The organism is Staphylococcus sp. LCT-H4, from assembly GCF_001866145.1.
GTDB classification, from domain to species: domain Bacteria; phylum Bacillota; class Bacilli; order Staphylococcales; family Staphylococcaceae; genus Staphylococcus; species Staphylococcus succinus.
In genome coordinates, this window is record NZ_MODY01000002.1 from 706,819 (window position 1) to 730,797 (window position 23,979).

Below are 23,979 nucleotides of genomic sequence, written 5' to 3' on the forward strand. Positions count from 1 at the left end.
AAAGCCTATTTTAACTTATAATAAACTATGAGTTTATATATGGACGGGTAATTTAAATAGGAGGTAACATTTTGAGTTTAATTAAGAAAAAGAATAAAGATATTCGTATTATTCCTCTTGGCGGCGTCGGAGAAATTGCGAAAAATATGTATATCGTCGAAGTAGACGATGAAATGTTTATGTTAGATGCAGGATTGATGTTTCCTGAAGATGAAATGCTTGGCGTAGATATCGTTATCCCTGACATTCAATATGTCATTGAGAATAAAGAAAAGTTAAAAGGAATCTTTTTAACACATGGACATGAACATGCAATAGGCGCTGTTACATATGTGTTAGAACAAGTCGATGCACCTGTGTATGGTTCTAAATTAACTATAGGCTTAGTTAAAGAAAATATGAAAGCACGTAATGTAAACAAGAAAGTTAGATACTACACTGTAAATAATGAATCAGTGATGCGTTTTAAAGGAGTTAATGTAACATTTTTCAATACTACCCATAGCATCCCTGATAGTTTAGGTGTTTGTATCCATACATCTTATGGTGCGATTGTATATACGGGTGAGTTTAAATTTGATCAAAGTCTTCATGGCCATTACGCACCGGATTTGAAAAAAATGACCGAAATTGGCCAAGATGGTGTATTTGCATTAATCAGTGATTCAACTGAAGCGGAAAAGCCAGGCTACAACACGCCTGAAAATGTCATTGAATCACATATGAAAGACGCATTTACAAAAGTTAAAGGCAGATTGATTGTATCTTGTTATGCTTCGAACTTTATTCGTATTCAACAAGTATTAAATCTAGCTAGTAAATTAAATAGAAAAGTATCTTTCTTAGGCCGTTCTTTAGAAAGTTCATTTAATATTGCTAGAAAAATGGGGTATTTTGATATACCTAAAGATTTATTAATACCGATTAATGAAGTTGAAAATTATCCTAAAAATGAAGTTATTATCATTGCGACAGGTATGCAAGGTGAACCGGTAGAAGCGTTACATCAAATGGCACAAAAGAAACACAAAATTATGAATATTGAGCCAGGTGATTCTGTATTTTTAGCAATTACTGCTTCTGCAAATATGGAAGTCATTGTAGGTAATACGCTAAATGAATTAGTACGTGCTGGTGCAGAAATTATACCTAACAGTAAAAAGATTCACACTTCAAGTCATGGTTGTATGGAAGAATTGAAGATGATGATTAATATCATGAAACCAGAATATTTCATTCCGGTAAATGGTGAATTCAAAATGCAAATTGCCCATGCGAAACTAGCGAATGAATCAGGGGTTCAACCTGAGAAAATATTCCTAGTAGAAAAAGGCGATGTCGTTAACTTCAATGGTGAAGAAATGATTTTAAATGAAAAAATGAACTCTGGTAATGTACTTATAGATGGTATCGGTGTAGGTGATGTAGGTAATATCGTATTAAGAGATCGTCATTTACTTGCTGAAGATGGTATCTTCATTGCTGTCGTAACACTTGATCCCAAAAATAGACGTATTGCAGCAGGACCTGAAATACAATCACGAGGATTCGTTTATGTAAGAGAAAGCGAAGCGTTGTTAAACGAAGCTGAAGAAAAAGTACGTGAAATAGTAGAATTAGGATTACAGGAAAAACGAATTGAATGGTCTGAAATCAAACAAAGTATGCGTGATCAAATTAGTAAACTACTATTTGAGAATACGAAACGTCGTCCGATGATAATTCCAGTCATTTCTGAAATTTAATAAAGTCCTTACTAAACAAAGAGGTTAAGACAAGCGCTTAAGTAAACATATTTAAATGTAGATTGCAGTTGATTGTTATAGCTTAAATATGACAAGTATGCAACCTTTAAATTCACTCCAAGCGATCATAGTCTTTGCCTCTTTTATGTTATTATAATAAATGTAATAAAACTTTATTTATACCATATTACTTATATGTAAGAAAATGTATTTTTTAGTGAAGGGTAAAATAGAAATTATTTACATAGGAATTTAAATGACAAATTCTAAGTATAAAAAAGAAATCAGAGTTGAAAAGAAGGTGTGAAAGTTGGCACAGGCGAAAAAGAGAACGGCAACCAAAAGAAAAACAACAAATACAAGAAAGAAAACAAGTAATCAAAAAAAGAAGCAAAGTGACAGTCCATTAAGATATATATTAGCCATTGTTATATTTGTATTAATCGTATTAGGTGCATTTCAACTGGGCATTATAGGAAAAATGATTGATAGTTTCTTTAATTATCTTTTTGGTATGAGTCGTTATTTAACTTATATCCTAGTAGCAATTGGAACAGTATTTATTACATATTATAAAGCGTTACCTAAATCTAGACGTACAATAGGTGCGATTACATTACAATTTGCTTTATTATTTGTAACACAGATCGTGTTTTATTTTACAAATAAAGCACAGGCACAAAGAGAGCCTATTTTATCATTTGTTTATAAATCATATGAACATTCTCATTTTCCGAATTTTGGTGGAGGCTTAATAGGATATTACCTATTGACTCTATTTATCCCGTTAATTTCAATTGTAGGTATTATTATCATAACAATGTTATTAATTGCCTCAAGTATCATATTACTGCTTAAGCAAAAACATCGTGATGTTTCTAAGGTGCTATTTGAAAGTATGAAAGCAAAAAGTAAAGATGCTTCAGAGAATTTGAAGGAAAAAAGAAAGCATAACAAAATTAAACAAGAAGCAAAGGCACGTGTAAAGGCTGAGAAAAAAGCTGAAAAAGACTTACAAACATCCCAAGCAACAACACAAGATAGTCCTAAAGATGTAAGTAGTTTACCAGAAGTCTCAAATATAACTAATGAACAACAGTCATCGATTCCAATTTATGGACATAGTGATAATGAAGACGATACTACTCAGCTTAAACGTTCACAAAAAGGTAAACGTTCTAAAAGGCTGTTCGATCAAAATGAAGAAAATAATCAAATGACATCCCAACAAAATGCAAACGAATCACAGATTACATTAGAGGAACATGTTGAAGCTCAGGAAGAAGAAAATAGCAACAACAATGAAATAGAAAATTCTATTTCTGAAGCTGGAGAAGTGGAAAATGAAGCTTATACGATCCCTCCATTAACATTATTGAATCAACCGGCCAAACAGCAAGCGACATCTAAAGCTGAAGTACAAAGAAAAGGTCAATTACTTGAGACGACTTTAAAGAACTTTGGTGTAGATGCAAGAGTGACTCAAATCAAGATTGGACCAGCAGTTACACAATATGAAATACAGCCTGCACAAGGTGTGAAAGTAAGTAAAATAGTGAATCTACATAATGATATTGCCTTAGCATTGGCAGCAAAAGATGTACGTATTGAAGCACCTATCCCTGGCCGTTCAGCAGTAGGTATAGAGGTGCCGAATGATAAAATTTCACTGGTATCTTTAAAAGAAGTATTGGAAGAAAAATTCCCAGCTAAAAACAAATTAGAAGTAGGGTTAGGTAGAGACATTTCAGGTGATCCAATTACAGTTGAATTAAATAAAATGCCTCATTTACTGGTAGCGGGTTCTACTGGTAGTGGTAAGTCAGTTTGTATTAATGGTATTATCACAAGTATATTACTGAATGCTAAACCACATGAAGTAAAACTTATGTTAATAGACCCAAAAATGGTAGAATTAAACGTATACAATGGGATACCGCACCTATTAATACCAGTAGTGACAAATCCCCACAAAGCATCGCAAGCCTTAGAAAAAGTTGTAGCCGAGATGGAAAGACGTTATGATTTATTCCAACATTCTTCAACTAAAAATATAGAAGGCTACAATGAAATGATTAGACGACAAAATGAGGAACTAGAAGAAAAACAATCTGAATTACCTTATATTGTTGTTATTGTGGATGAGTTAGCCGACTTAATGATGGTCGCAGGTAAAGAAGTAGAAAATGCGATCCAACGTATTACACAAATGGCACGTGCTGCAGGGATACACCTTATTATTGCAACACAACGACCTTCAGTAGATGTTATTACCGGATTAATTAAAAATAATATTCCTACGCGAATTGCTTTTGCCGTTAGTTCACAAACTGATTCTAGAACAATTATTGATAGTGGTGGTGCTGATAAGTTACTAGGTAAAGGGGATATGCTATACGTTGCTAATGGTGGTTCTACTAGAACGCGTGTACAAGGTGCATTCTTAAGTGATCATGAAGTTCAGGATGTAGTGAATTACGTTGTTGAACAACAAAAAGCGAACTATGTAAAAGAAATGGAACCAGATGCTCCAGTAGATAAATCAGAAACGAAAAGTGAAGATACGTTGTACGATGAAGCATATCTATTCGTACTAGAGCAACAAAAAGCGAGTACGTCTCTTCTGCAAAGACAATTTAGAATTGGATATAATCGCGCTTCACGTTTAATGGACGATTTAGAGCGTAATCAAGTAATAGGTCCACAAAAGGGTAGCAAACCTAGACAAATATTAGTAGATTTAGATAGTGATGAGGTGTAAATATGGAACTTACTTCTGTTTATAAAGTAAAAGAATGGATGATTCAGCAAATCAAAAATGGCGACTTGCATGATGGTGAGCAATTACCAAGTCATTTAGCAATTGCTAGAAAATTAAATGTTAAAACAGATGATGTATATGATGCTATTGATGAATTAATTACAGAACAAGTTTTATCTAATAATTTGGAAGAAGGGGCTAGTGTGAAATCACTGCACCCCTTCTCTTATCCTTTAGGTGAACTTGTAAGTATTAGTAAGATGATTGAAGAACAGGGATACAGTGCAGGTACAGAGTTTATTAGTTTTGATGAAAAGCCAGCAACATCTTTAGATTCTCAAAAGCTTAATCTTCCTGAAAAAGCTTATGTGACCATTATCGAACGGATAAGAATGGCAGACCGCATACCCATGGTCTATTGTTTGGATAAAGTACCGACCAGTATTTTAACGTGTGCCCAGTATCAAAGTAGTGATGAATCTATTTTAAATGCTATTGAACAAAATGCTTCTCAAAAAGTAGCTTATGCTGAAACAGAGATAGAAGCAATTAGCTATGAACCACATATTTCTGATGTATTAGATGCTTCACCACATGAAGGACTAATGTTATTGAAATTAATTCATTATGATAAAGATGACCAACCAATATTTTATTCATTTAATTATTTCAAAAGTAGTTTAGTTAAATTCAAAACGGTTAGAAATAGAATATAAAAACAAAATTATGAAAGTGAGGCATGACAATTTGAAAATAGATAAACAGAAAAATGACTTGCACATTAAAGTAATGCCAACAACAAAATTTAAAACCACAACAATAACATTTAAGTTTATGGCTCCATTAGATAATGAAACCATGACATCACGTTCAATATTAAGTAAATTGCTTGTTCGTGCGACTAAACAATGGCCGACAGATAAAGCGTTTACACGCCACTTATCTCAATTATATGGCGCATATGTAAATAGTTTTGTATCAAAGTTTAAAGATAAACATGTCATTACAATTTCATTGGAATTAGTTAATGAACGTTATCTTAAAGATCAAACGCCGCTTTTTGAAAAAGGATTAGAATTATTTAGAGAGATTTTATGTAATCCACTCGTTTCAAATGAACGTTTTGATGAGACCTTTGTAGCACAAGAAAAATCATTACTTACTAAAAAATTAGAAGCAATGGTTGATAACAAATCGCAAATATCATTTTTAAATTTATTGAAATATATGTTTGGAGATCAACCGTATCGCCATTTAGCGACTGGACAAGTTGCCTACATATCAGATGTTACACCTGAAAGTTTATATCATACATATCAATCTATGTTACAAGACGACTATTGCGCCGTATACGTAGTAGGTAATGTAGATGAAGAAGCAGTACAATCACAGATTCGAACTTATTTTGAGCTCAAGCCAAAGCAATTTAAATTATCACAAGTAACTGCTGCTCAACAGGGGCATAATTTACCGCAAGAAATAGTTGAAGAAGATGAAGTTGATCAAGCAAAATTAAATATGGGCTTCAAGTTTCCAGCCCAATATGGAGATCCGCAATATTTTGCTATCGTAGTTTTTAATATTATGTTTGGTGGGGATCCTTCATCTGTGCTATTTAATGAAGTGAGAGAAAAACAAAGTCTAGCTTATTCAATTCATTCTCAAATAGATGCAAAGAATGGATATATGTTTGTACTTAGTGGTGTGTCTGCAGATAAATATGAAACTGCAAAAGACACGATTATTTCTGAATTTGAAAAGTTTCAAAAAGGAGAATTTGATAACGACAAATTAGAATTAGCTAAAAAAGTTATCATTTCGCAACGACAAGAATCTCAAGATAGACCTAAAAGTATTATTGAAATATTAAATAACAATATTTTGCTAGAAGAAGATATGTCAGAATCATCTTATATTGGAGGTATTCAACAAGTTTCAAGAGAAGATGTTATAGCATTAGCTCAAGAAACAATTCTTGATACGATATACATTTTGACAAAAGGAGGTAGCAACTCGTGAGAGAAACATATTATGAGCAAATAGATGAACGTGTTTTTGAAGCAGAACTCAATAATGGTTTGAAAGTATTTATTATACCTAAACGTGGTTTTCAAAAAACATTTGTGACTTATACGACACAATTTGGATCACTAGATAATAAATTCAAGCCACATGGTAGCGATACATATGTAACAGTTCCAGATGGAGTTGCACATTTCTTAGAACATAAATTATTTGAAAATGAAGAAGAAGATTTATTTACTGCTTTTGCTGAAGATAATGCTCAAGTCAATGCATTTACAAGTTTTGACCGCACAAGCTATTTATTTAGTGCTACAGACCATGTTGAACGTAATATTAAACGTTTGTTGACGATGGTTGAAACGCCGTATTTTACTAAGGAGACTGTCGATAAAGAAAAAGGAATCATTGCTGAAGAAATAAAGATGTATCAAGAACAGCCAGGCTATAAACTTATGTTCAATACACTTAAAGCTATGTATGAGAGCCATCCAATTCGAGTAGATATCGCGGGTAGTGTTGAAAGTATTTATGAAATTAATAAAGACGATTTGTATTTATGTTACGAAACGTTCTATCATCCTTCAAATATGGTGCTTTTTGTTGTTGGAGATGTTGATCCTAATCACATTTATCAAGTGATTGCTAACCATGAAGATGCTAGAGATAAAGAGTACCAACCTGAAATTGTTAGAGACCCTTTAATAGAAAAGTCTAAAGTAAATGAACACTTTGTTGCTGAGTCGATGAAATTACAATCGCCAAGACTTATGATTGGCTTTAAAAATGAAGTCTTGAAAAATGAACCGGCTGAGCAATTTGTGAAACGTGATTTAGAGATGACGCTCTTCTTTGAAATGATATTCGGTGAAGAAACTGATTTTTACCAATCATTACTCAATCAAGATTTAATTGATGAAACATTTGGTTATCAATTTGTATTGGAACCGACGTATAGTTTTTCATTGGTTACGAGTGCAACACAACAGCCTGATACATTAAAAACGTTATTGTTAGATGAGTTAGAGCTTAAACAAGGAAAATTAAATGATGAAGAAGCTTTTAATTTATTGAAAAAACAATTTATTGGTGAATTTATATCAGGTTTAAACTCTCCCGAATATATTGCTAATCAATATACGAAACTATACTTTGAAGGTGTTAGTCTATTTGATTTATTAGAAATAGTTGAAAATATTACACTTGATAGCGTAAATGCAACTTCAGAAGTGTGCTTAAATTTAGATCAAGTTGTAGATAGTCGCTTGGAGATGAAATAAGTTATGAAAGCATTAGTCATCGGCGGTTCTGGCACGATAGGTACTGCAATTGTTGAGCGTTTGCTATCAGATGGATATGAAGTCATTATCCACTATAATCAAGCAAATCATGAGGCATTGCAAGCGCACTATGAACATCGTGCAGTACAGTTCGTAAGATGTGATTTAACGCAAGTTAATAACTTAGACCCATATTTTAGTTTTATACAAAATGTGGATTGCTTAATATATGCAAGTGGTACAGCTTTATATAGTCTGTTGCAAGATACAACAGACAAAATGATTGATGAAAGTTTTCAAATTCATTTGCGTCAATTAATAAGAATATGCAGATATTTTACTGATCAATTGCGACAAAGTGAAAATGGTAGAATCGTTGTTATTTCTTCAATTTGGGGAGAAACTGGAGCAAGTTTAGAAACGATATATTCTGCCATGAAGTCTGGACAAATTGGATTTGTTAAAGCATTAAGTCAGGAACTTGCTATGACATCTGTGACAGTTAACGCAATTGCGCCTGGCTTTGTGAGTGGTAATATGGCACAAAATTGGTCTGAAGCCTCACTTGAAGAAATCATGCAAGATTTACCTCAGCAAAGATTCATTAAACCTGAAGAAATTGCACATACATGCAGTTATCTCTGTCATCCTTTAGCCAAAAGTATTACTGGCACTGTACAGAAAGTGAATGGCGCATGGTATTTATAATTTTGAACAGCGTATAAAAATCAAACAACTCGCAAAGATTCAATGGTATAATATCATTATAATAAAAGAGATGAATAGGTCTCTAAATTTAAAATATATCTCGTTAAAATTAAAGTGTTAAATAAGGATATTACTAGACGATTTGTTTTTTCAAGTCTATTATATTATTTAACTGTGGATTTTAAGCGAAGGGGTGTTTCTTTCATGGCAGTAGCTACGAGACAAGAATGGTATTTAGAGTATGAGATAACGATGAACCGTGCTGGGTTATTAGGCGATGTTTCAAGCTTGTTAGGTATGATGGGTATTAGTATTGTAACGATTAACGGTATTGATGAGGGGCGAAGAGGTCTACTGATTAAGTCTGATAACCTAGAAAAAGTAAGTAGATTTGAAAATATTGTAACTGAGATAGATGATATTTCTATTACAAAATTACGTAAACCTGAACTACGTGATCGATTAGCAGTTAGGCATGGTAGATACATAGAACAAGATGCAGACGATAAAAAAACATTTCGTTTTGAAAGAGATGACCTAGGTTTACTTGTTGATTTTATGGCAGAGTTATTTAAAGAAAAAGGGCATAAATTGATAGGTATCCGAGGCATGCCAAGAGTCGGTAAAACAGAATCTATTGTTGCTGGTAGTGTATGTGCACATAAACGGTGGTTGTTTATTAGTTCAACTTTAATTAAGCAAACAGTGCGAAGTTCATTAATTAAAGGTGAGTATGATTCGGATCATGTTTATATTATTGATGGTGCGGTCACAGCTAGGGAATCTAGTCAAAAACACCAAGAATTAGTTAAAGAAGTGATGAGTTTACCGGCGATTAAAGTAGTTGAACACCCAGACTTATTCGTTGAGACAAGTGATTATGAAATGAAAGATTTTGACTATATTATCGAATTAAGAGAAAATAAAAATCAAGAAATTCATTATGAAGAAATGAAAAAGCAAACCGTAAAAAGTAAAAATAACTTGGATTTTGGTGAAAATGGTTTTGGTGGCGGATTTGGTTTTTTTGAATAAAAATCTAATAAATAATGACTGAGGAGGACTCACAAAGTGAATTCAGTTGGTCAAACTTTAAAAGGACGTCGTGAAAGATTAGGTATGACATTGAATGAGTTAGAATCACGTACTCAGATGAAACGTCAAACTTTAACATTAATCGAAACAAATGAATTTGAAGCTTTAAATAACGAAAATTATGCTGAAGGATTCATTAAAAAATATGCAAAAGCTGTGAATATTGATTCAGAACAATTGATAGAAGCACATAGAGATGAAATACCTAATAACGACGAGCAAATGCAACGTACGATAGAAGCTTTTTCACAAGAAAAAAAACCTACATATCGTAGTAAGAATAATGAACCGATGCAATTAGCTATAATTATTAGTTTTGTAGTTATTATTACAGCTATATTGTGGATTTTAGCTGTGTTAATGCTTTAAGTTATATATAGAAAAGAGGACTTTTTATGAATATACCGAATTGGATAACCGTTTTCAGAGTTATACTAATTCCAATATTTATGTTATTTGCTTTAGTAGATTTTGGATTTGGTAAGGTATCATTTATTGGTGGATACGAAGTGAAAATCGAATTATTAATAAGTGGTATTATATTTATTATTGCCTCGCTAAGTGATTTTGTAGATGGCTATTTAGCGAGAAAATGGGAACTGGTAACAAATATGGGGAAATTTTTAGACCCATTAGCAGATAAATTATTAGTTTCCAGTGCATTAATAGCACTAGTACAAATAGATTTAACTAATTCTGTAGTAGCAATTATTATCATTGCACGTGAATTTGCTGTTACTGGATTACGTTTATTACAAATTGAACAAGGCTTTGTAAGTGCAGCAGGTCAATTAGGCAAAATAAAGACAGCTATAACAATGGTGGCAATTGTATGGATACTATTAGGTGATCCTTTGGCAACTTGGATTGGCTTTTCACTTGGCAATGTACTGCTATATATTGGTGTATTCTTCACAATCTTATCCGGAATAGAATATTTTTATAAAGGTAGAGATGTGTTTAAAGCACAATAAGGTCAGTGCACAAGTTATTATATTTGGACACATATTCAAACTTTGCATAAACACTGTGAAGTGGCACTTGCTTCAAGCCCGATACATATCGGTGTCCTAGTAACCTTTAGATAGATTTCAACATTTTAGATTGTAGACAGATAGTTACAGAAGGAAATGTCACTCTTATTTAGTTATATGAACTGGAAACGACGTTAAACGTAGCGTTGCTTCCAGTTTTTTTATTCTTATTCTCTAAGTTTTTAAATTTAAAAACTTATCTTTAGTTTTTAAAAGGATTTAGATTTATAATTAAGGGAACAATAAATAAAGTTTCGCAGTATGCAGTATATGGTATAGAGCGTTAAGCATATAAAATGAAAATTGTGTTACTTGTTTCAAGGAGGAAATATTGTGAAAATATCAATTATCGCAGTGGGTTCAGAATTACTGTTAGGCCAGATAGCAAACACTAATGGGCAATATCTATCGAAATTATTAAACGGCATTGGACATAGTGTTGTTGAACATAATGTTATCGGGGATAACCCGGAACGATTAGAACGTGTCGTGAACACAGCATTACAAAATTATGATATGGTCATTCTTACAGGTGGTTTAGGTCCTACGAAAGATGATTTAACAAAGCACACTGTAGCCAACATTTTAGAACGTGAACTAGTTATAGATCAGCAAGCGTTAGACTATATTGAACAATATTTTAAAGATCAGAATATAGACATGACGCCCAACAATCGTCAACAAGCATTAGTAATAGATCAAGCGCATGTATTAGAAAATAAAGTGGGGATGGCACCAGGTATGCTAGTTGAGCATCATAATAAGCGTATCGCATTATTACCTGGACCCCCTAAAGAAATGCAACCAATGGCAAAACAAGAATTGTTACCATATTTAATGAATGGTGAGCATACAATATTCTCGGAATTATTACGCTTTGCTGGTATTGGAGAGTCGAAAGTAGAAACCGAGTTAATGGATTTAATTGACGAACAAACCAATCCGACGATTGCACCTCTAGCTGGTACACATGAGGTGAATATTAGGTTGACTGCGAATGGTGAGAGCCAACAATCTTGTGAGTCATTAATTGCACCTATAAAAAAAGAAATTCTAAATCGAATAGGCACTTATTACTATGGTTCTGATGACATTTTAATCGAACAGTCGTTTATGAATAATATGAAACAGACTTTCGCATTGTATGATGGTGTGACGGATGGCGAACTCTATTCTAGAATGAATAATTTTAATGATTCTCAGAACCTTAAAGGTATGCTTGTGCATCACCCACAATTTTTAGATGAAAATAAATCTATCGATAATCAACTTTCAGTTGCTACGCACATTGTTAAAAATTTATATCACACAGAAGTTGCTGTCGCATTATTACGTCAGCATGACACTGTATACTTAGGCATTTTGTCTAACAATCAACTTAATGTACAATCATTTAAAATGAATCAACGTCGTAATCTAATAAAAAGCAGAACTCAAAATTATGCACTCATAAGGTTGTTAAAATGGTTTAACTAACAGGAAAAATAGCAAAAATCAATAAAATGTAGTACGTGTGTTCTACTTTTAAAGAAACGATTCGATTACTAGCGAACAAATATTCGCAAAATACTTGCGAAATTAGAAAAAGCAAGGTATAGTATGGGTAAGATATTTTACAGAGATTAATCTCAATTAGGAGGTCCAGCATTGGATAACGATCGTCAAAAAGCTTTAGATACAGTAATTAAAAATATGGAAAAATCATTTGGTAAAGGCGCAGTTATGAAATTAGGCGATAACAAAGGTCGTCGAGTTTCTAGTGTATCAAGTGGTTCTGTGACATTAGATAATGCATTAGGTGTAGGTGGTTACCCTAAAGGGAGAATAATCGAGATTTATGGTCCGGAAAGTTCTGGTAAGACGACAGTTGCATTGCATGCTATAGCTGAAGTCCAAAGAAATGGTGGCGTCGCAGCATTTATCGATGCTGAACATGCATTAGATCCTGAATATGCACAAGCGTTAGGTGTCGATATCGACAATCTATATTTATCGCAACCTGACCATGGTGAACAAGGGTTAGAAATTTCAGAGGCATTCGTTAGAAGTGGCGCTGTTGATATTGTGGTCGTTGACTCCGTAGCTGCTTTAACTCCAAAAGCTGAAATTGAAGGTGAAATGGGTGATACGCATGTTGGTTTACAAGCGCGTTTAATGTCCCAAGCCTTACGTAAACTTTCTGGTGCAATTTCGAAATCAAACACTACGGCAGTGTTTATTAACCAAATTCGTGAAAAAGTTGGTGTGATGTTTGGTAATCCTGAGGTTACCCCAGGGGGACGCGCATTAAAATTCTATAGTTCAGTACGCTTAGAAGTTCGTAGAGCAGAACAATTAAAACAAGGCCAAGATATTGTTGGTAATAGAACAAAAATTAAAGTAGTTAAAAACAAAGTAGCACCGCCATTTAGAGTTGCAGAAGTAGATATCATGTATGGACAAGGTATCTCAAAAGAGGGCGAATTGATTGATTTAGGTGTAGAACAAGAAATTGTTGATAAATCAGGCGCTTGGTACTCTTATAATGGTGAACGTATGGGTCAAGGTAAAGAAAATGTGAAAACATACCTTAAAGAGAATCCGGAAGTCAAAAAAGAAATAGACCAAAAATTACGTGAAAAACTTGGTATCTTTGATGGCGATATTGAAGAGACTGAAGTAGAAAAGCCTACAACGCTTCTTGACGAAGAATAAATTGATTGAAGGGGCATGCTGCAGATAATTTTGTTTGCATCCTCAGATAAAAATAAGCGTATATATAAATATGCGCTTATTTTTTTGTATATATATAAGAACAAGAAAATATTATATTTTACTATTTTCTTGTTCTTATAAGATGTAAAATTAGTGTTAACAATAGTTATAGTATATATAGTGTAAAAGAGTCACTTCAAATATTGAATTAATGTATATGGAAACCTTGACACTTCTTAGTTCAAAACCGTACAATTACATTGTATGATTCTTATATAACTTCATATAATCATATTGAAATTGATATACAGAGCAAAATCCTAGATAAAAAGGGGGTGTTTGTGTGAGTTTATTAGGCCTCCTACTCATTTTGCTAGGTATTATTCTCGGAGTTGTTGTAGGGTATATTATAGCCCGTAATTTATTGCTTCAAAAGCAATTACAAGCGAGACAAACTGCCGAAGATATTATCGAACAAGGTAATAAAGAAGCGGAAAATATTAAGAAGGAAAAGCTTCTTGAAGCTAAAGAAGAGAATCAAATCTTGAAGGAACAAAGTGAAAACGAACTTCGTGAAAGACGCGGCGATCTTCAAAGGCAAGAATCCCGACTTCTTCAAAAAGAAGAAAACTTAGAGCGAAAATCAGATCTTTTAGATAAAAAGGACGAGATTTTAGAGCAAAAAGAATCTAAACTTGAAGAAAGACAACAACAAGTAGATGCAAAAGAGAGTAGTGTTCAAACATTAATAAATAAGCATGAACAAGAATTAGAACGCATCTCTGGTCTCTCTCAAGAAGAAGCTGCTCAAGAGCAACTTCAAAGAGTTGAAGAGGAATTGTCACAAGATATTGCAATACTTGTTAAGGAAAAAGAGAAAGAAGCAAAAGAAGCAGTCGATAAAAATGCAAAAGAATTATTAGCAACAACTGTTCAAAGATTAGCAGCAGAGCATACTTCTGAATCTACAGTTTCAGTTGTTAATTTACCGAATGACGAAATGAAAGGTCGAATCATTGGTAGAGAAGGAAGAAATATCAGAACGTTAGAAACGTTAACTGGTATTGACTTAATTATAGATGATACGCCAGAAGCAGTTATTCTTTCTGGTTTTGACCCAATTAGACGTGAAATTGCAAGAACTGCATTAGTAAATCTTGTTTCAGATGGACGCATCCATCCTGGACGTATTGAAGATATGGTAGATAAAGCTCGAAAAGAAGTAGACGATATTATTAGAGATGCCGGGGAACAAGCGACATTTGAAATTAATGTGCATAATATGCATCCAGATTTAGTTAAAATCTTAGGTCGTTTACAATATCGTACGAGTTATGGACAAAATGTACTTAAGCATTCTATCGAAGTTGCACACCTTAGTGGTATGCTAGCAGCGGAACTAGGAGAAGATGTTACATTAGCTAAACGTGCTGGTTTACTTCATGATGTTGGGAAAGCAATTGACCACGAAGTTGAAGGAAGCCATGTAGAAATTGGTGTAGAATTAGCGAAAAAATATGCTGAAAATGATACAGTAATTAACGCAATTCAATCCCATCATGGTGATGTCGAACCGACTTCTATAATTTCGATATTGGTAGCTGCAGCAGATGCATTATCCGCTGCAAGACCTGGTGCTCGTAAAGAGACACTTGAAAATTATATAAGAAGATTAGAAAGACTGGAAACGCTTTCCGAAAGTTATGAAGGTGTTGAAAAAGCATTTGCAATCCAAGCTGGTAGAGAGATTCGAGTTATTGTATCGCCAGATACTATCGACGACTTAAAATCACATCGCTTAGCAAGAGATATTAAGAGCCAAATTGAAGATGAACTTCAATATCCTGGTCATATAAAAGTGACAGTTGTTCGTGAGACTAGAGCAATTGAATATGCAAAATAAGAAAAAGGTTAGTCATTCAATGGCTAACCTTTTTTCTTGTTTAAACATATGTAACTTAAATATTAATTTTTGTAACATAATAAAGCCATCCAAATTTTAGAAATGGATGGCTTATTGCTATATCTGTAAAATGAAAGCATTACAGTTCACAAAATTTTTATATTAATTTTATATATTAAGTTAACTCTAAATCGGCCTTTTTGACTTCTTTCAGAACTTCAGCTGTGTCATAACAATTTGTAGATATATTTGCATATCTTTCAGCTAAACGGTAAGCGGTAATGTATAATTCTAAGCTTTCTTTAGCTATATTGTCAGCGTCTTCTTCTTTTGATGGATTTGCTGTAACTACTAAGTCAGCAAAATGTTGTGGATCAATATTAATAGACATGTATTACTTCCAACTCCTATATTTTGAATTATCAATTTCCTATTCCTAGTAATATATTTACCACGTACATTATAGGTTAAAACTTATAGATTTTAATGGATATTTTACAAAGAGACTTTTAATCGTAAATCATTTACATTAAACTAACAGTAAGAGAGGATGAACATGTAATGAGAATATTATTTATTGGGGATATCGTTGGTAAAGTAGGACGAGATGCTATTTCAACATACTTAACGAGACTCAAACAGGAACATCGACCAACAGTTACAATTGTAAATGCAGAAAATGCTGCACATGGTAAAGGATTAACTGAAAAAATTTATAAAGATTTATTAAGAGAAGGCGTAGATTTTATGACTATGGGAAATCATACATATGGTCAACGTCAAATCTATGATTTTATAGAAGATGCTAAACGCATGGTTCGACCAGCAAACTTTCCAGACGAAGCACCAGGAGTAGGTATGCGCTTCATCCAAATCAATGATATTAAACTGGCGATTATAAATTTACAAGGTCGCGCATTTATGCAAGATATAGATGATCCATTTAAAAAAGCAGATGCTTTAATAGAAGAGGCGCAAAAGGAAACAAATTATATATTTGTAGATTTTCATGCTGAAACAACATCTGAAAAAAATGCGATGGGTTGGTATCTCGATAATAGAGTGAGTGCTGTAGTAGGGACGCATACGCATATACAAACATCAGATGAAAGAATTTTACCTGGTGGCACAGGCTATATTACAGATGTAGGGATGACTGGCTACTACGACGGTATACTTGGTATCAATAGAGCTGAGGTCATTAATCGTTTTCTTACGAGTTTACCTCAAAGACATGTAGTACCAGACGAAGGACGTTCAGTATTATCAGGTGTAATTATTGATATTAATAAAGAAGGTAAAACAACCCATATTGAGCGCGTGCTCATCAATGACGATCATCCGTTTTAACTATTATCGTCCATTAGTATGAATTTTAATTTAAACCACTCTTTACATAGTAATAGGGTGGTTTATTTTGATATGATTGAATATGAATTATTATAACCACTAGGAGGCAAGATGATATGAAATCACAAGTATCATGGAAAGTGGGCGGTCAACAAGGTGAAGGTATTGAGTCAACAGGAGAAATCTTCGCTACTGCTATGAACCGTAAGGGATACTACTTATATGGCTACCGTCATTTTTCAAGTAGAATAAAAGGCGGCCACACAAATAACAAAATAAGAGTGTCAACATCACCTGTACACGCAATAAGTGATGATTTAGATATATTAATCGCATTTGATCAAGAAACAATTGAACTTAACCATCATGAAATGAGAGAAGACAGTGTTATCATTGCAGATAGTAAAGCAAAACCAGAAAAACCTGAAAGCTGCCGAGCGCAACTTATAATTTTGCCATTTACAGCCACTGCAAAAGAACTAGGGACAGCTTTAATGAAAAATATGGTAGCAATTGGTTCAACTTGTGCAGTAATGAATTTAGATATTACAGCTTTTGAAGCATTAATTACTAACATGTTTAGTAAAAAAGGTGAAAAAGTAGTTGAAATGAATATTGCAGCATTAAATGAAGGTTATCGTTTAATGAATGAGCAATTAGATACTGTAGAAGGTGATTATGTATTACAAACTACAGATAACACACCGCACTTGTATATGATAGGTAATGATGCCATTGGATTGGGCGCATTATCAGCTGGATCAAGGTTTATGGCTGCATATCCAATCACACCTGCTTCAGAAATAATGGAATATATGATTGATAACTTACCTAAAGTAGGCGGCACAGTCGTACAAACTGAAGATGAAATTGCTGCTGCAAATATGGCGATTGGGTCAAATTATGCTGGTGTTCGTGCTTTCACAGCGAGTGCTGGACCAGGATTATCTTTGATGATGGAAGCAATTGGTTTGTCAGGTATGACAGAAACGCCGTTAGTTATTATGAATACGCAACGTGGTGGTCCTTCTACAGGATTGCCTACGAAGCAAGAGCAATCAGATTTAATGCAAATGATTTATGGTACGCACGGCGATATACCTAAAATAGTAGTGGCACCTACTGATGCAGAAGATGCATTTTATTTAACAATTGAAGCATTTAACTTGGCTGAAATGTATCAATGTCCAGTTATTATACTTAGTGACTTACAGCTTTCATTGGGTAAACAAACTGTTGAAAAATTAGACTATAATAGAATTGAAATACACCGTGGTGCTTTAATTCAGTCAGAAATTGAACGCGAAGAAGGCGATAAATCTTACTTCGAAAGATACAGCGTAACAGATAGTGGTGTATCACCAAGACCTATCCCAGGTGTAAAAGGTGGTATTCACCATGTTACAGGTGTCGAACATAATACTGAAGGTAAGCCAAGTGAATCTGCTGAAAACAGACAACAACAAATGGATAAACGTATGCGTAAGACTGAACAGTTACTTATTCAAGATCCAGTAGAATCAGATGAATCGCATGAGGAAGCGGATATCCTTTATTTAGGGTTTATTTCAACTAAAGGGGCTATTCAAGAAGGGAAAGCAAGGCTTGAGGCACAAGGGTTGAAAGTGAATCATTTACAAATCAGACAACTTCACCCGTTCCCGAAAGAAACGCTTCAACAAGCTGTAAACAAGGCTTCTAAAGTTGTAGTGGTTGAGCATAATTACCAAGGTCAACTTGCTAGTATAATAAAAATGAATGTAAATTTAGGCGATAAATTAGTGAACCAAACGAAATATGATGGTACGCCGTTCTTGCCAAATGAAATTGAGACTAAAGGACTTGAAATTGCCAAAAGTTTAAAGGAGTTGGTATAAATGGCAACGTTTAAAGATTTTAGAAATAACGTAAAACCTAATTGGTGTCCTGGTTGTGGCGATTTTTCTGTACAAGCAGCGATTCAAAAAGCGACAGCGAATGTTGGCTTAGAACCTGAAGAAGTAGCAATTATTACAGGTATAGGTTGTTCTGGACGTTTATCAGGTTATGTTAATTCGTATGGTATGCATGGTATTCATGGACGTTCATTACCGCTTGCACAAGGTGTTAAAATGGCAAACAAAGATTTGACTGTAATTGCTTCAGGTGGTGATGGAGATGGCTATGCTATAGGTATGGGACATACGATTCACGCTTTGCGTAGAAATATGAATATGACTTATATTGTTATGGATAATCAAATATACGGTTTAACCAAAGGTCAAACATCGCCATCTTCAGCGCCAGGATTTGTAACAAAATCAACACCGAAAGGTAACATCGAACAAAATGTTGCTCCATTAGAGCTCGCATTGTCATCAGGTGCGACATTTGTAGCACAAGGTTTTTCAAGTGATATCAAAGCACTTACTAAAATGATAGAGGATGCAATCAATCATGATGGCTTTTCTTTTGTAAACGTATTTTCACCATGTGTGACATATAATAAAGTAAACACATACGATTGGTTTAAAGAAAATCTTACGGATATTGAAGATATTGAAGACTATGATATGTCTAGTAAAAGTATAGCGACACAAAAAGTGTTGGAATATAATTCTTTAATCAAAGGAATCGTTTATCAAGATACGGAAACACCATCATATGAATCTCAAATTGAAGAAATGGAAGGTACGCCATTAGCTAAAAAAGATATTCATATTGATGAAGCGCAGTTTAACGAACTTACAAAACAATTTGTATAAATATAGTTCATTTAACGTTTGTAGTATAAGAAAAATTTTTAACAGGATATAGCATAGCTGATTATTTTCAGTATAAGGTTTGGTATAATGACCATGCTCTATACTGAAATGAGTCAGCTATTTTTATTAGTTTTGACACATTTGAACATATGGATTCTATACATAATTTAAAGAAGTAAAAGCGCAATTTAGCTGGAGGTATTGGAATGGTAGATCGATTTAAATCAATGACTGACCTCATGTCACAGACAATAGAAGGTGTCGATTGGGAAATAATCACAAAAGAAGCAGCGAAACCAACAATTATAACTGCCGTACATGGTGGTGCAATAGAACGAGGTACAACAGAACTTGCGTTGTTGATGAGCGAACGTGGGGAATATGATTTTTATACTTTTAAAGGTGTAAGAAGAAATAAAAATAACGAATTACATGTCACTTCAAGACATTTCGACGAGCCAAAACTCTTGAACATGGTCAAAAATAACCAATGCGCCATATCTGTCCATGGGTGTATGGGTCAGCAACCAGAAGTTTATATTGGTGGTAGAGATGGAGAACTAATTGAGCGTATTAAGGTACAATTAAACCAAATGAATATAGTTGTAAAAGATGCACCAGGACATATTTCTGGTAAGCATACAGATAATTTTGTGAATTGTTGTCAAAATGACGCTGGAGTACAATTAGAATTAACAGTGGCGTTAAGGAAAAGTTTTTTTAAAAATAATAAATTTAATTTACATGATAGAGAGCATAGAGATAATTGGTCCTCCTTATTATATCAATTTACGGATGCAGTCATTTCAGCAGTTGATAATGGTTAACATGGCTATTTTATTTTAGATTCAACACCTCATACTGGATGTGATTGTGTAATAGGCTTTTATAAGATAATATAGATTTATAATATCTATAATTAGGAAGATGATGAAACTATGAAATTTTCAAAAGCAACAGATTACGCCTTGCATGCATTACTTTACATGATAAAAAGTGATGGAGGAGCATCAAGAATCCCCGTACAAGACTTAGCTTCAGCACTGTCTGTTTCGACAACTTATTTATCTAAAATATTGACGCGACTTGTAAAGGCAAATATCATCTCAGCACACAGTGGCGCTAAAGGTGGTTACCAACTAAAAAAAGAGTGGCAAAATGTTTCAGTTTATGAGGTTATTGTAACGATTGAAGGTCAACAAAGTCTATTAGAAGATAGTTTTAGTCATGACAAAAATTGTCCAATTAAAGCAATTATGGAGGAGTCAGAACGTCTATTAATACATAATTTAGAAAACAAAACGTTAAAAGATTTTGTATAGTACATCATTAATCAACGTTTTATTATTCGTATTTCGATAACTACATAGGATTTTCATTGATGTCTAGATTATTAAAATGAGAAAATGACATCTAACATAAATAGACTACGCATTCATTTGTATTAAACAAAAATTTCCTCATTAAAATCTATACCTTAGATAACTAATTTGATAAACTAGAGAATAAGTAAAACAATTAAGGGGATGTATTCGTATGAACGATACTTTAATGAGTATTCAAATTATTCCTAAAACTGCTAATGGTGAGGACGTTATCCCATATGTTGATGAAGCAATCAAAGTCATAGATGACTCAGGACTAGAATATAGAGTAGGACCGTTAGAAACGACTGTACAAGGTGAAATGAATGAATGCTTAATATTAATTCAAAAATTAAACGAACGCATGGTTGAGTTAGAAATTCCAAGTACAATTAGCCAAGTGAAGTTTTACCATGTACCTGAGGGTATAACAATAGAGACACTAACTGGAAAATATGATGAAATTTAATTCAATCATTTAAGGAAATCGATTCAACCGTCAAACAGTGGTGAGTCGATTTAATTATATATACGACTTTTTGCACTTTAAGATCAAATTTAATATAATAAAATAATGATTATGGATAAGTTATAGAACTTTGAACGATTAGGTTGCCATACGGAGATGTGAAGCATATTTAAAAAGGATTTGTTCTTAGTTTTTATGATATAGAAAGGGTTTTGTAGAGTGAATGAAGAACAAAGAAAAAGTACTTCTATAGATATCTTAGCGGAACGTGACAAGAAGGCTAAAGATTATAGTAAGTATTTTGAACATGTGTATCAGCCACCAAGCTTAAAAGAAGCTCGAAAACGTGGAAAAGAAGAAGTGAATTATAACCGTGATTTCCAAATTGATGAGAAGTATCGCAATATGGGAAATGGAAAAACTTTTTTAATTAAAACATATGGTTGCCAAATGAACGCACATGATACAGAGGTCATGGCAGGGATATTAGGCGCTTTAGGTTATACAGCTACAGAAGATATAAATCAAGCCGATGTAATTTTGATAAATACTTGTGCAATACGTGAAAATGCAGAAAATAAAGTGTTTAGTGAAATTGGCAATTTAAAACATTTAAAAAAAGAAAAGCCTGAAACTGTAATAGGTGTATGTGGATGTATGTCACAAGAAGAATCAGTAGTGAATAAAATCCTTAAATCTTACCAAAATGTGGATATGATTTTTGGGACGCATAATATTCATCGTCTTCCAGAAATTTTAGAAGAAGCATATCTATCTAAAGCAATGGTGGTAGAAGTTTGGTCAAAAGAAGGCGATGTTATTGAGAACCTTCCTAAAGTAAGGGAAGGAAAGATTAAAGCATGGGTCAATATTATGTATGGCTGTGATAAGTTTTGTACATACTGTATCGTTCCATTTACGCGTGGAAAAGAACGTAGTAGACGTCCAGAGGATATTATAGAAGAAGTGAGAGACCTTGCGCGTCAAGGTTATCAAGAGATTACCTTATTAGGTCAAAACGTAAACTCTTACGGCAAAGATATTGAAGGATTAGCGTATGGCTTGGGCGATTTACTTGAAGATATAACACAAATTGATATTCCACGAGTGAGATTTACCACGAGTCATCCTTGGGACTTTACTGATCGTATGATCGAAGTTATTGCAAATGGCGGTAATATCGTACCTCATATTCATTTACCTGTACAATCAGGAAACAATGCAGTCTTGAAAATTATGGGGCGTAAATATACACGCGAGAGTTATTTAGAGTTAGTGGATAGAATTAAAGCTAAAATACCTAATGTGGCTTTAACGACAGATATTATCGTTGGATATCCAAATGAAACAGAGGCGCAGTTTGAAGAGACGCTTTCGTTATACGAGGAAGTTGAATTTGAACACGCATATACTTATATTTATTCACAAAGGGATGGTACGCCTGCTGCTAAAATGAAAGATAACGTGCCAACAGACGTGAAAAAAGAGCGATTACAACGACTAAATAAAAAAGTATCTTATTATTCAGAACAAGCAATGAAACGTTATGAAGGTCAAATTGTTCAAGTATTATGTGAAGGTGCAAGTAAAAAAGACGAACATGTGTTAGCAGGATATACATCTAAAAATAAATTAGTTAACTTTAAAGCGCCTAATGAAATGATTGGTCAATTAGTAGACGTACAAGTAGATGAAGCTAAACAATATTCCTTGAATGGAACGTTTTTACGTGCCAGCGAAAAAGCTGTGGTGACACAATAATGTATGAAAAAGATGACATTTTAGAGGCGGCGACGCAATTAAGTGAACGTATTAAATCTTTAGATACTGTGAAAGAGTATCATGCGGTTGAGGCGCAAATTCACCATAACAAGCACATCGAACAACGTATGAAAGATTTAAAGAAGACGCAAAAACAATCAGTGAATCTTCAAAACTATGGTAAAACAGAAGCACTCAAACAATCAGAAGGTAAAATACATGATATTGAGCAAAACATTAATGATTTACCTATAGTAGAAGAATTTAGAGAATCACAAACAGAAGCCAATGATTTGTTGCAAATGATGATAAGTACGATGTCAGATCGTTTAAATCAACATCAACAAGATCATGATAACACTTAAAATATCTTCGGAAGGGGGATGAGCCATATGAAGACAAAAAAGTTAACGTTAACTGCAATATTTATTGCTATAAATGTTGTTTTAAGTAGTATCGTTGTCATTCCACTTGGACCAGTAAAAGCAGCACCAATACAACACTTAATCAATGTTCTGTGTGCAGTATTTGTTGGTCCTTGGTTTGGGCTAGCGCAAGCATTTATATCTTCTATATTACGCTTAACTTTTGGTACAGGTAGTTTCTTCGCCTTTCCTGGAAGTATGGTAGGTGTATTATTAGCAAGTGGATTCTATTACTATAGAAAACATATCTTTATGGCAGCAGTTGGAGAAGTGATAGGTACAGGTATTATAGGGAGCTTAATGTGTATACCATTGGCTTGGATACTTGGCTTCTCAAACTTTGCCATTAAACCATTGATGTTGGCCTTTATTGTCTCTAGTATTATTGGCGCTATCATAAGCTACATCATATTAATGATATTAAAACGAAAAGGCATTTTAAAACGCTTTTTAAAATAACTAACTTACAAGAGATTAAGACATATATTCTTAAGCATGATGTGATTTTTGAGCCATAGCAATAATCGTTATGAGGATCACAAAATTATGATTAATAATATGTCTTAATCTTTTTTTTATAGGTAATCATGCAGTGGATTATTTTAAAGGGACTGCTGATACTTT

21 protein-coding genes and 2 pseudogenes are annotated in these 23,979 nt (G+C 33.6%); 22 read left to right on the forward strand and 1 reads right to left on the reverse strand.

Translation table 11 applies throughout. The features are described from left to right. Positions 1-71: 71 nt before the first annotated feature. From rnjB to rny, 13 genes and pseudogenes are all read left to right on the forward strand, one after another. Positions 72-1,745, forward strand: coding sequence for a ribonuclease J2 (rnjB, locus tag BK821_RS08275; RefSeq protein ID WP_071331529.1), 1,674 nt, complete (start codon positions 72-74; stop codon positions 1,743-1,745). A 310-nt stretch (positions 1,746-2,055) separates the two neighbouring features. Beyond that, positions 2,056-2,884: pseudogene (locus BK821_RS13705) on the forward strand (cell division protein FtsK); the annotation flags it as partial. 170 nt (positions 2,885-3,054) lie between these two features. Beyond that, positions 3,055-4,506 (forward strand): annotated as a pseudogene (locus BK821_RS13710) (DNA translocase FtsK); the annotation flags it as partial. 2 nt (positions 4,507-4,508) lie between these two features. Then, positions 4,509-5,222 carry a GntR family transcriptional regulator gene (locus BK821_RS08285; RefSeq protein WP_046836272.1) on the forward strand — a complete coding sequence of 238 codons (714 nt, stop codon included), beginning with the start codon at positions 4,509-4,511 and terminating at the stop codon, positions 5,220-5,222. A 10-nt stretch (positions 5,223-5,232) separates the two neighbouring features. Continuing rightward, positions 5,233-6,525: an EF-P 5-aminopentanol modification-associated protein YfmF gene (yfmF, locus tag BK821_RS08290; RefSeq protein ID WP_046836273.1), complete on the forward strand. Its 1,293-nt coding sequence runs from the start codon at positions 5,233-5,235 to the stop codon at positions 6,523-6,525. After that, entirely contained in the window at positions 6,522-7,808 is a 1,287-nt protein-coding gene (yfmH, locus tag BK821_RS08295) for an EF-P 5-aminopentanol modification-associated protein YfmH (protein ID WP_071331530.1), read from the forward strand. The genes yfmF and yfmH overlap by 4 nt, the downstream gene beginning before the upstream one ends. A 3-nt stretch (positions 7,809-7,811) precedes the next feature. Continuing rightward, positions 7,812-8,516: an elongation factor P 5-aminopentanone reductase gene (ymfI, locus tag BK821_RS08300; protein ID WP_046836275.1), complete on the forward strand. Its 705-nt coding sequence runs from the start codon at positions 7,812-7,814 to the stop codon at positions 8,514-8,516. A 204-nt stretch (positions 8,517-8,720) separates the two neighbouring features. Further along, positions 8,721-9,551 carry a DUF3388 domain-containing protein gene (locus tag BK821_RS08305; protein ID WP_046836276.1) on the forward strand — a complete coding sequence of 277 codons (831 nt, stop codon included), beginning with the start codon at positions 8,721-8,723 and terminating at the stop codon, positions 9,549-9,551. 36 nt (positions 9,552-9,587) lie between these two features. After that, positions 9,588-9,980: a helix-turn-helix domain-containing protein gene (locus BK821_RS08310; protein ID WP_071331531.1), complete on the forward strand. Its 393-nt coding sequence runs from the start codon at positions 9,588-9,590 to the stop codon at positions 9,978-9,980. Between the two features lie 26 nt (positions 9,981-10,006). Further along, positions 10,007-10,585, forward strand: coding sequence for a CDP-diacylglycerol--glycerol-3-phosphate 3-phosphatidyltransferase (gene pgsA / locus BK821_RS08315; RefSeq protein ID WP_046836278.1), 579 nt, complete (start codon positions 10,007-10,009; stop codon positions 10,583-10,585). 393 nt (positions 10,586-10,978) lie between these two features. Further along, positions 10,979-12,121: a CinA family nicotinamide mononucleotide deamidase-related protein gene (locus BK821_RS08320; protein WP_071331532.1), complete on the forward strand. Its 1,143-nt coding sequence runs from the start codon at positions 10,979-10,981 to the stop codon at positions 12,119-12,121. Positions 12,122-12,292: 171 nt separating this feature from the next. Next, a complete protein-coding gene (gene recA / locus BK821_RS08325; protein ID WP_046836280.1) occupies positions 12,293-13,339 on the forward strand; it encodes a recombinase RecA in 1,047 nt (348 codons plus the stop codon). Positions 13,340-13,682: 343 nt separating this feature from the next. Then, positions 13,683-15,242 carry a ribonuclease Y gene (rny, locus tag BK821_RS08330; protein WP_046836281.1) on the forward strand — a complete coding sequence of 520 codons (1,560 nt, stop codon included), beginning with the start codon at positions 13,683-13,685 and terminating at the stop codon, positions 15,240-15,242. A gap of 175 nt (positions 15,243-15,417) precedes the next feature. On the opposite strand, the gene BK821_RS08335 is transcribed toward rny, so the two are convergent. Next, positions 15,418-15,633, reverse strand: coding sequence for a hypothetical protein (locus BK821_RS08335; protein ID WP_046836282.1), 216 nt, complete (start codon positions 15,631-15,633; stop codon positions 15,418-15,420). 170 nt (positions 15,634-15,803) lie between these two features. Here BK821_RS08335 and BK821_RS08340 point away from each other — a divergent pair, with 170 nt between their 5' ends. From BK821_RS08340 to thiW, 9 genes are all read left to right on the forward strand, one after another. Beyond that, entirely contained in the window at positions 15,804-16,592 is a 789-nt protein-coding gene (locus BK821_RS08340) for a TIGR00282 family metallophosphoesterase (RefSeq protein ID WP_046836283.1), read from the forward strand. A 116-nt stretch (positions 16,593-16,708) separates the two neighbouring features. After that, the gene (locus tag BK821_RS08345) at positions 16,709-18,469 is read left to right on the forward strand and encodes a 2-oxoacid:acceptor oxidoreductase subunit alpha (protein ID WP_046836284.1); all 1,761 of its coding nucleotides are present in this window, start codon (positions 16,709-16,711) and stop codon (positions 18,467-18,469) included. Then, complete coding sequence (locus tag BK821_RS08350; protein WP_046836285.1) at positions 18,470-19,336, forward strand: 2-oxoacid:ferredoxin oxidoreductase subunit beta; 867 nt, start codon at positions 18,470-18,472, stop codon at positions 19,334-19,336. 206 nt (positions 19,337-19,542) lie between these two features. Continuing rightward, the gene (locus tag BK821_RS08355; RefSeq protein WP_071331533.1) at positions 19,543-20,163 is read left to right on the forward strand and encodes a poly-gamma-glutamate hydrolase family protein; all 621 of its coding nucleotides are present in this window, start codon (positions 19,543-19,545) and stop codon (positions 20,161-20,163) included. 111 nt (positions 20,164-20,274) lie between these two features. Further along, a complete protein-coding gene (locus BK821_RS08360; protein ID WP_046836287.1) occupies positions 20,275-20,658 on the forward strand; it encodes an RrF2 family transcriptional regulator in 384 nt (127 codons plus the stop codon). Positions 20,659-20,872: 214 nt separating this feature from the next. Further along, positions 20,873-21,169 (forward strand): thiamine-binding protein, encoded by a 297-nt coding sequence (locus tag BK821_RS08365; RefSeq protein ID WP_046836288.1) that lies wholly within the window; start codon positions 20,873-20,875, stop codon positions 21,167-21,169. Between the two features lie 219 nt (positions 21,170-21,388). After that, entirely contained in the window at positions 21,389-22,930 is a 1,542-nt protein-coding gene (gene miaB, locus BK821_RS08370) for a tRNA (N6-isopentenyl adenosine(37)-C2)-methylthiotransferase MiaB (protein WP_071331534.1), read from the forward strand. Continuing rightward, positions 22,930-23,295, forward strand: coding sequence for a YlbF/YmcA family competence regulator (locus tag BK821_RS08375; protein WP_046836290.1), 366 nt, complete (start codon positions 22,930-22,932; stop codon positions 23,293-23,295). Before miaB ends, BK821_RS08375 begins: the two co-directional genes overlap by 1 nt. Positions 23,296-23,322: 27 nt before the next feature. Continuing rightward, entirely contained in the window at positions 23,323-23,814 is a 492-nt protein-coding gene (gene thiW, locus BK821_RS08380) for an energy coupling factor transporter S component ThiW (protein ID WP_046836291.1), read from the forward strand. Positions 23,815-23,979 lie beyond the last annotated feature (165 nt).

Bases quoted from the DNA above. Each gene is read 5' to 3' on its own strand.
- BK821_RS08285 (WP_046836272.1), top strand. From the start codon at position 4,509: ATGGAACTTACTTCTGTTTATAAAGTAAAAGAATGGATGATTCAGCAA.
- yfmF (WP_046836273.1), top strand. From the start codon at position 5,233: ATGAAAGTGAGGCATGACAATTTGAAAATAGATAAACAGAAAAATGAC.
- ymfI (WP_046836275.1), top strand. From the start codon at position 7,812: ATGAAAGCATTAGTCATCGGCGGTTCTGGCACGATAGGTACTGCAATT.
- BK821_RS08305 (WP_046836276.1), top strand. From the start codon at position 8,721: ATGGCAGTAGCTACGAGACAAGAATGGTATTTAGAGTATGAGATAACG.
- pgsA (WP_046836278.1), top strand. From the start codon at position 10,007: ATGAATATACCGAATTGGATAACCGTTTTCAGAGTTATACTAATTCCA.
- BK821_RS08335 (WP_046836282.1), bottom strand. From the start codon at position 15,633: ATGTCTATTAATATTGATCCACAACATTTTGCTGACTTAGTAGTTACA.
- BK821_RS08340 (WP_046836283.1), top strand. From the start codon at position 15,804: ATGAGAATATTATTTATTGGGGATATCGTTGGTAAAGTAGGACGAGAT.
- BK821_RS08345 (WP_046836284.1), top strand. From the start codon at position 16,709: ATGAAATCACAAGTATCATGGAAAGTGGGCGGTCAACAAGGTGAAGGT.
- BK821_RS08350 (WP_046836285.1), top strand. From the start codon at position 18,470: ATGGCAACGTTTAAAGATTTTAGAAATAACGTAAAACCTAATTGGTGT.
- BK821_RS08355 (WP_071331533.1), top strand. From the start codon at position 19,543: ATGGTAGATCGATTTAAATCAATGACTGACCTCATGTCACAGACAATA.
- BK821_RS08360 (WP_046836287.1), top strand. From the start codon at position 20,275: ATGAAATTTTCAAAAGCAACAGATTACGCCTTGCATGCATTACTTTAC.
- BK821_RS08365 (WP_046836288.1), top strand. From the start codon at position 20,873: ATGAACGATACTTTAATGAGTATTCAAATTATTCCTAAAACTGCTAAT.
- BK821_RS08375 (WP_046836290.1), top strand. From the start codon at position 22,930: ATGTATGAAAAAGATGACATTTTAGAGGCGGCGACGCAATTAAGTGAA.
- thiW (WP_046836291.1), top strand. From the start codon at position 23,323: ATGAAGACAAAAAAGTTAACGTTAACTGCAATATTTATTGCTATAAAT.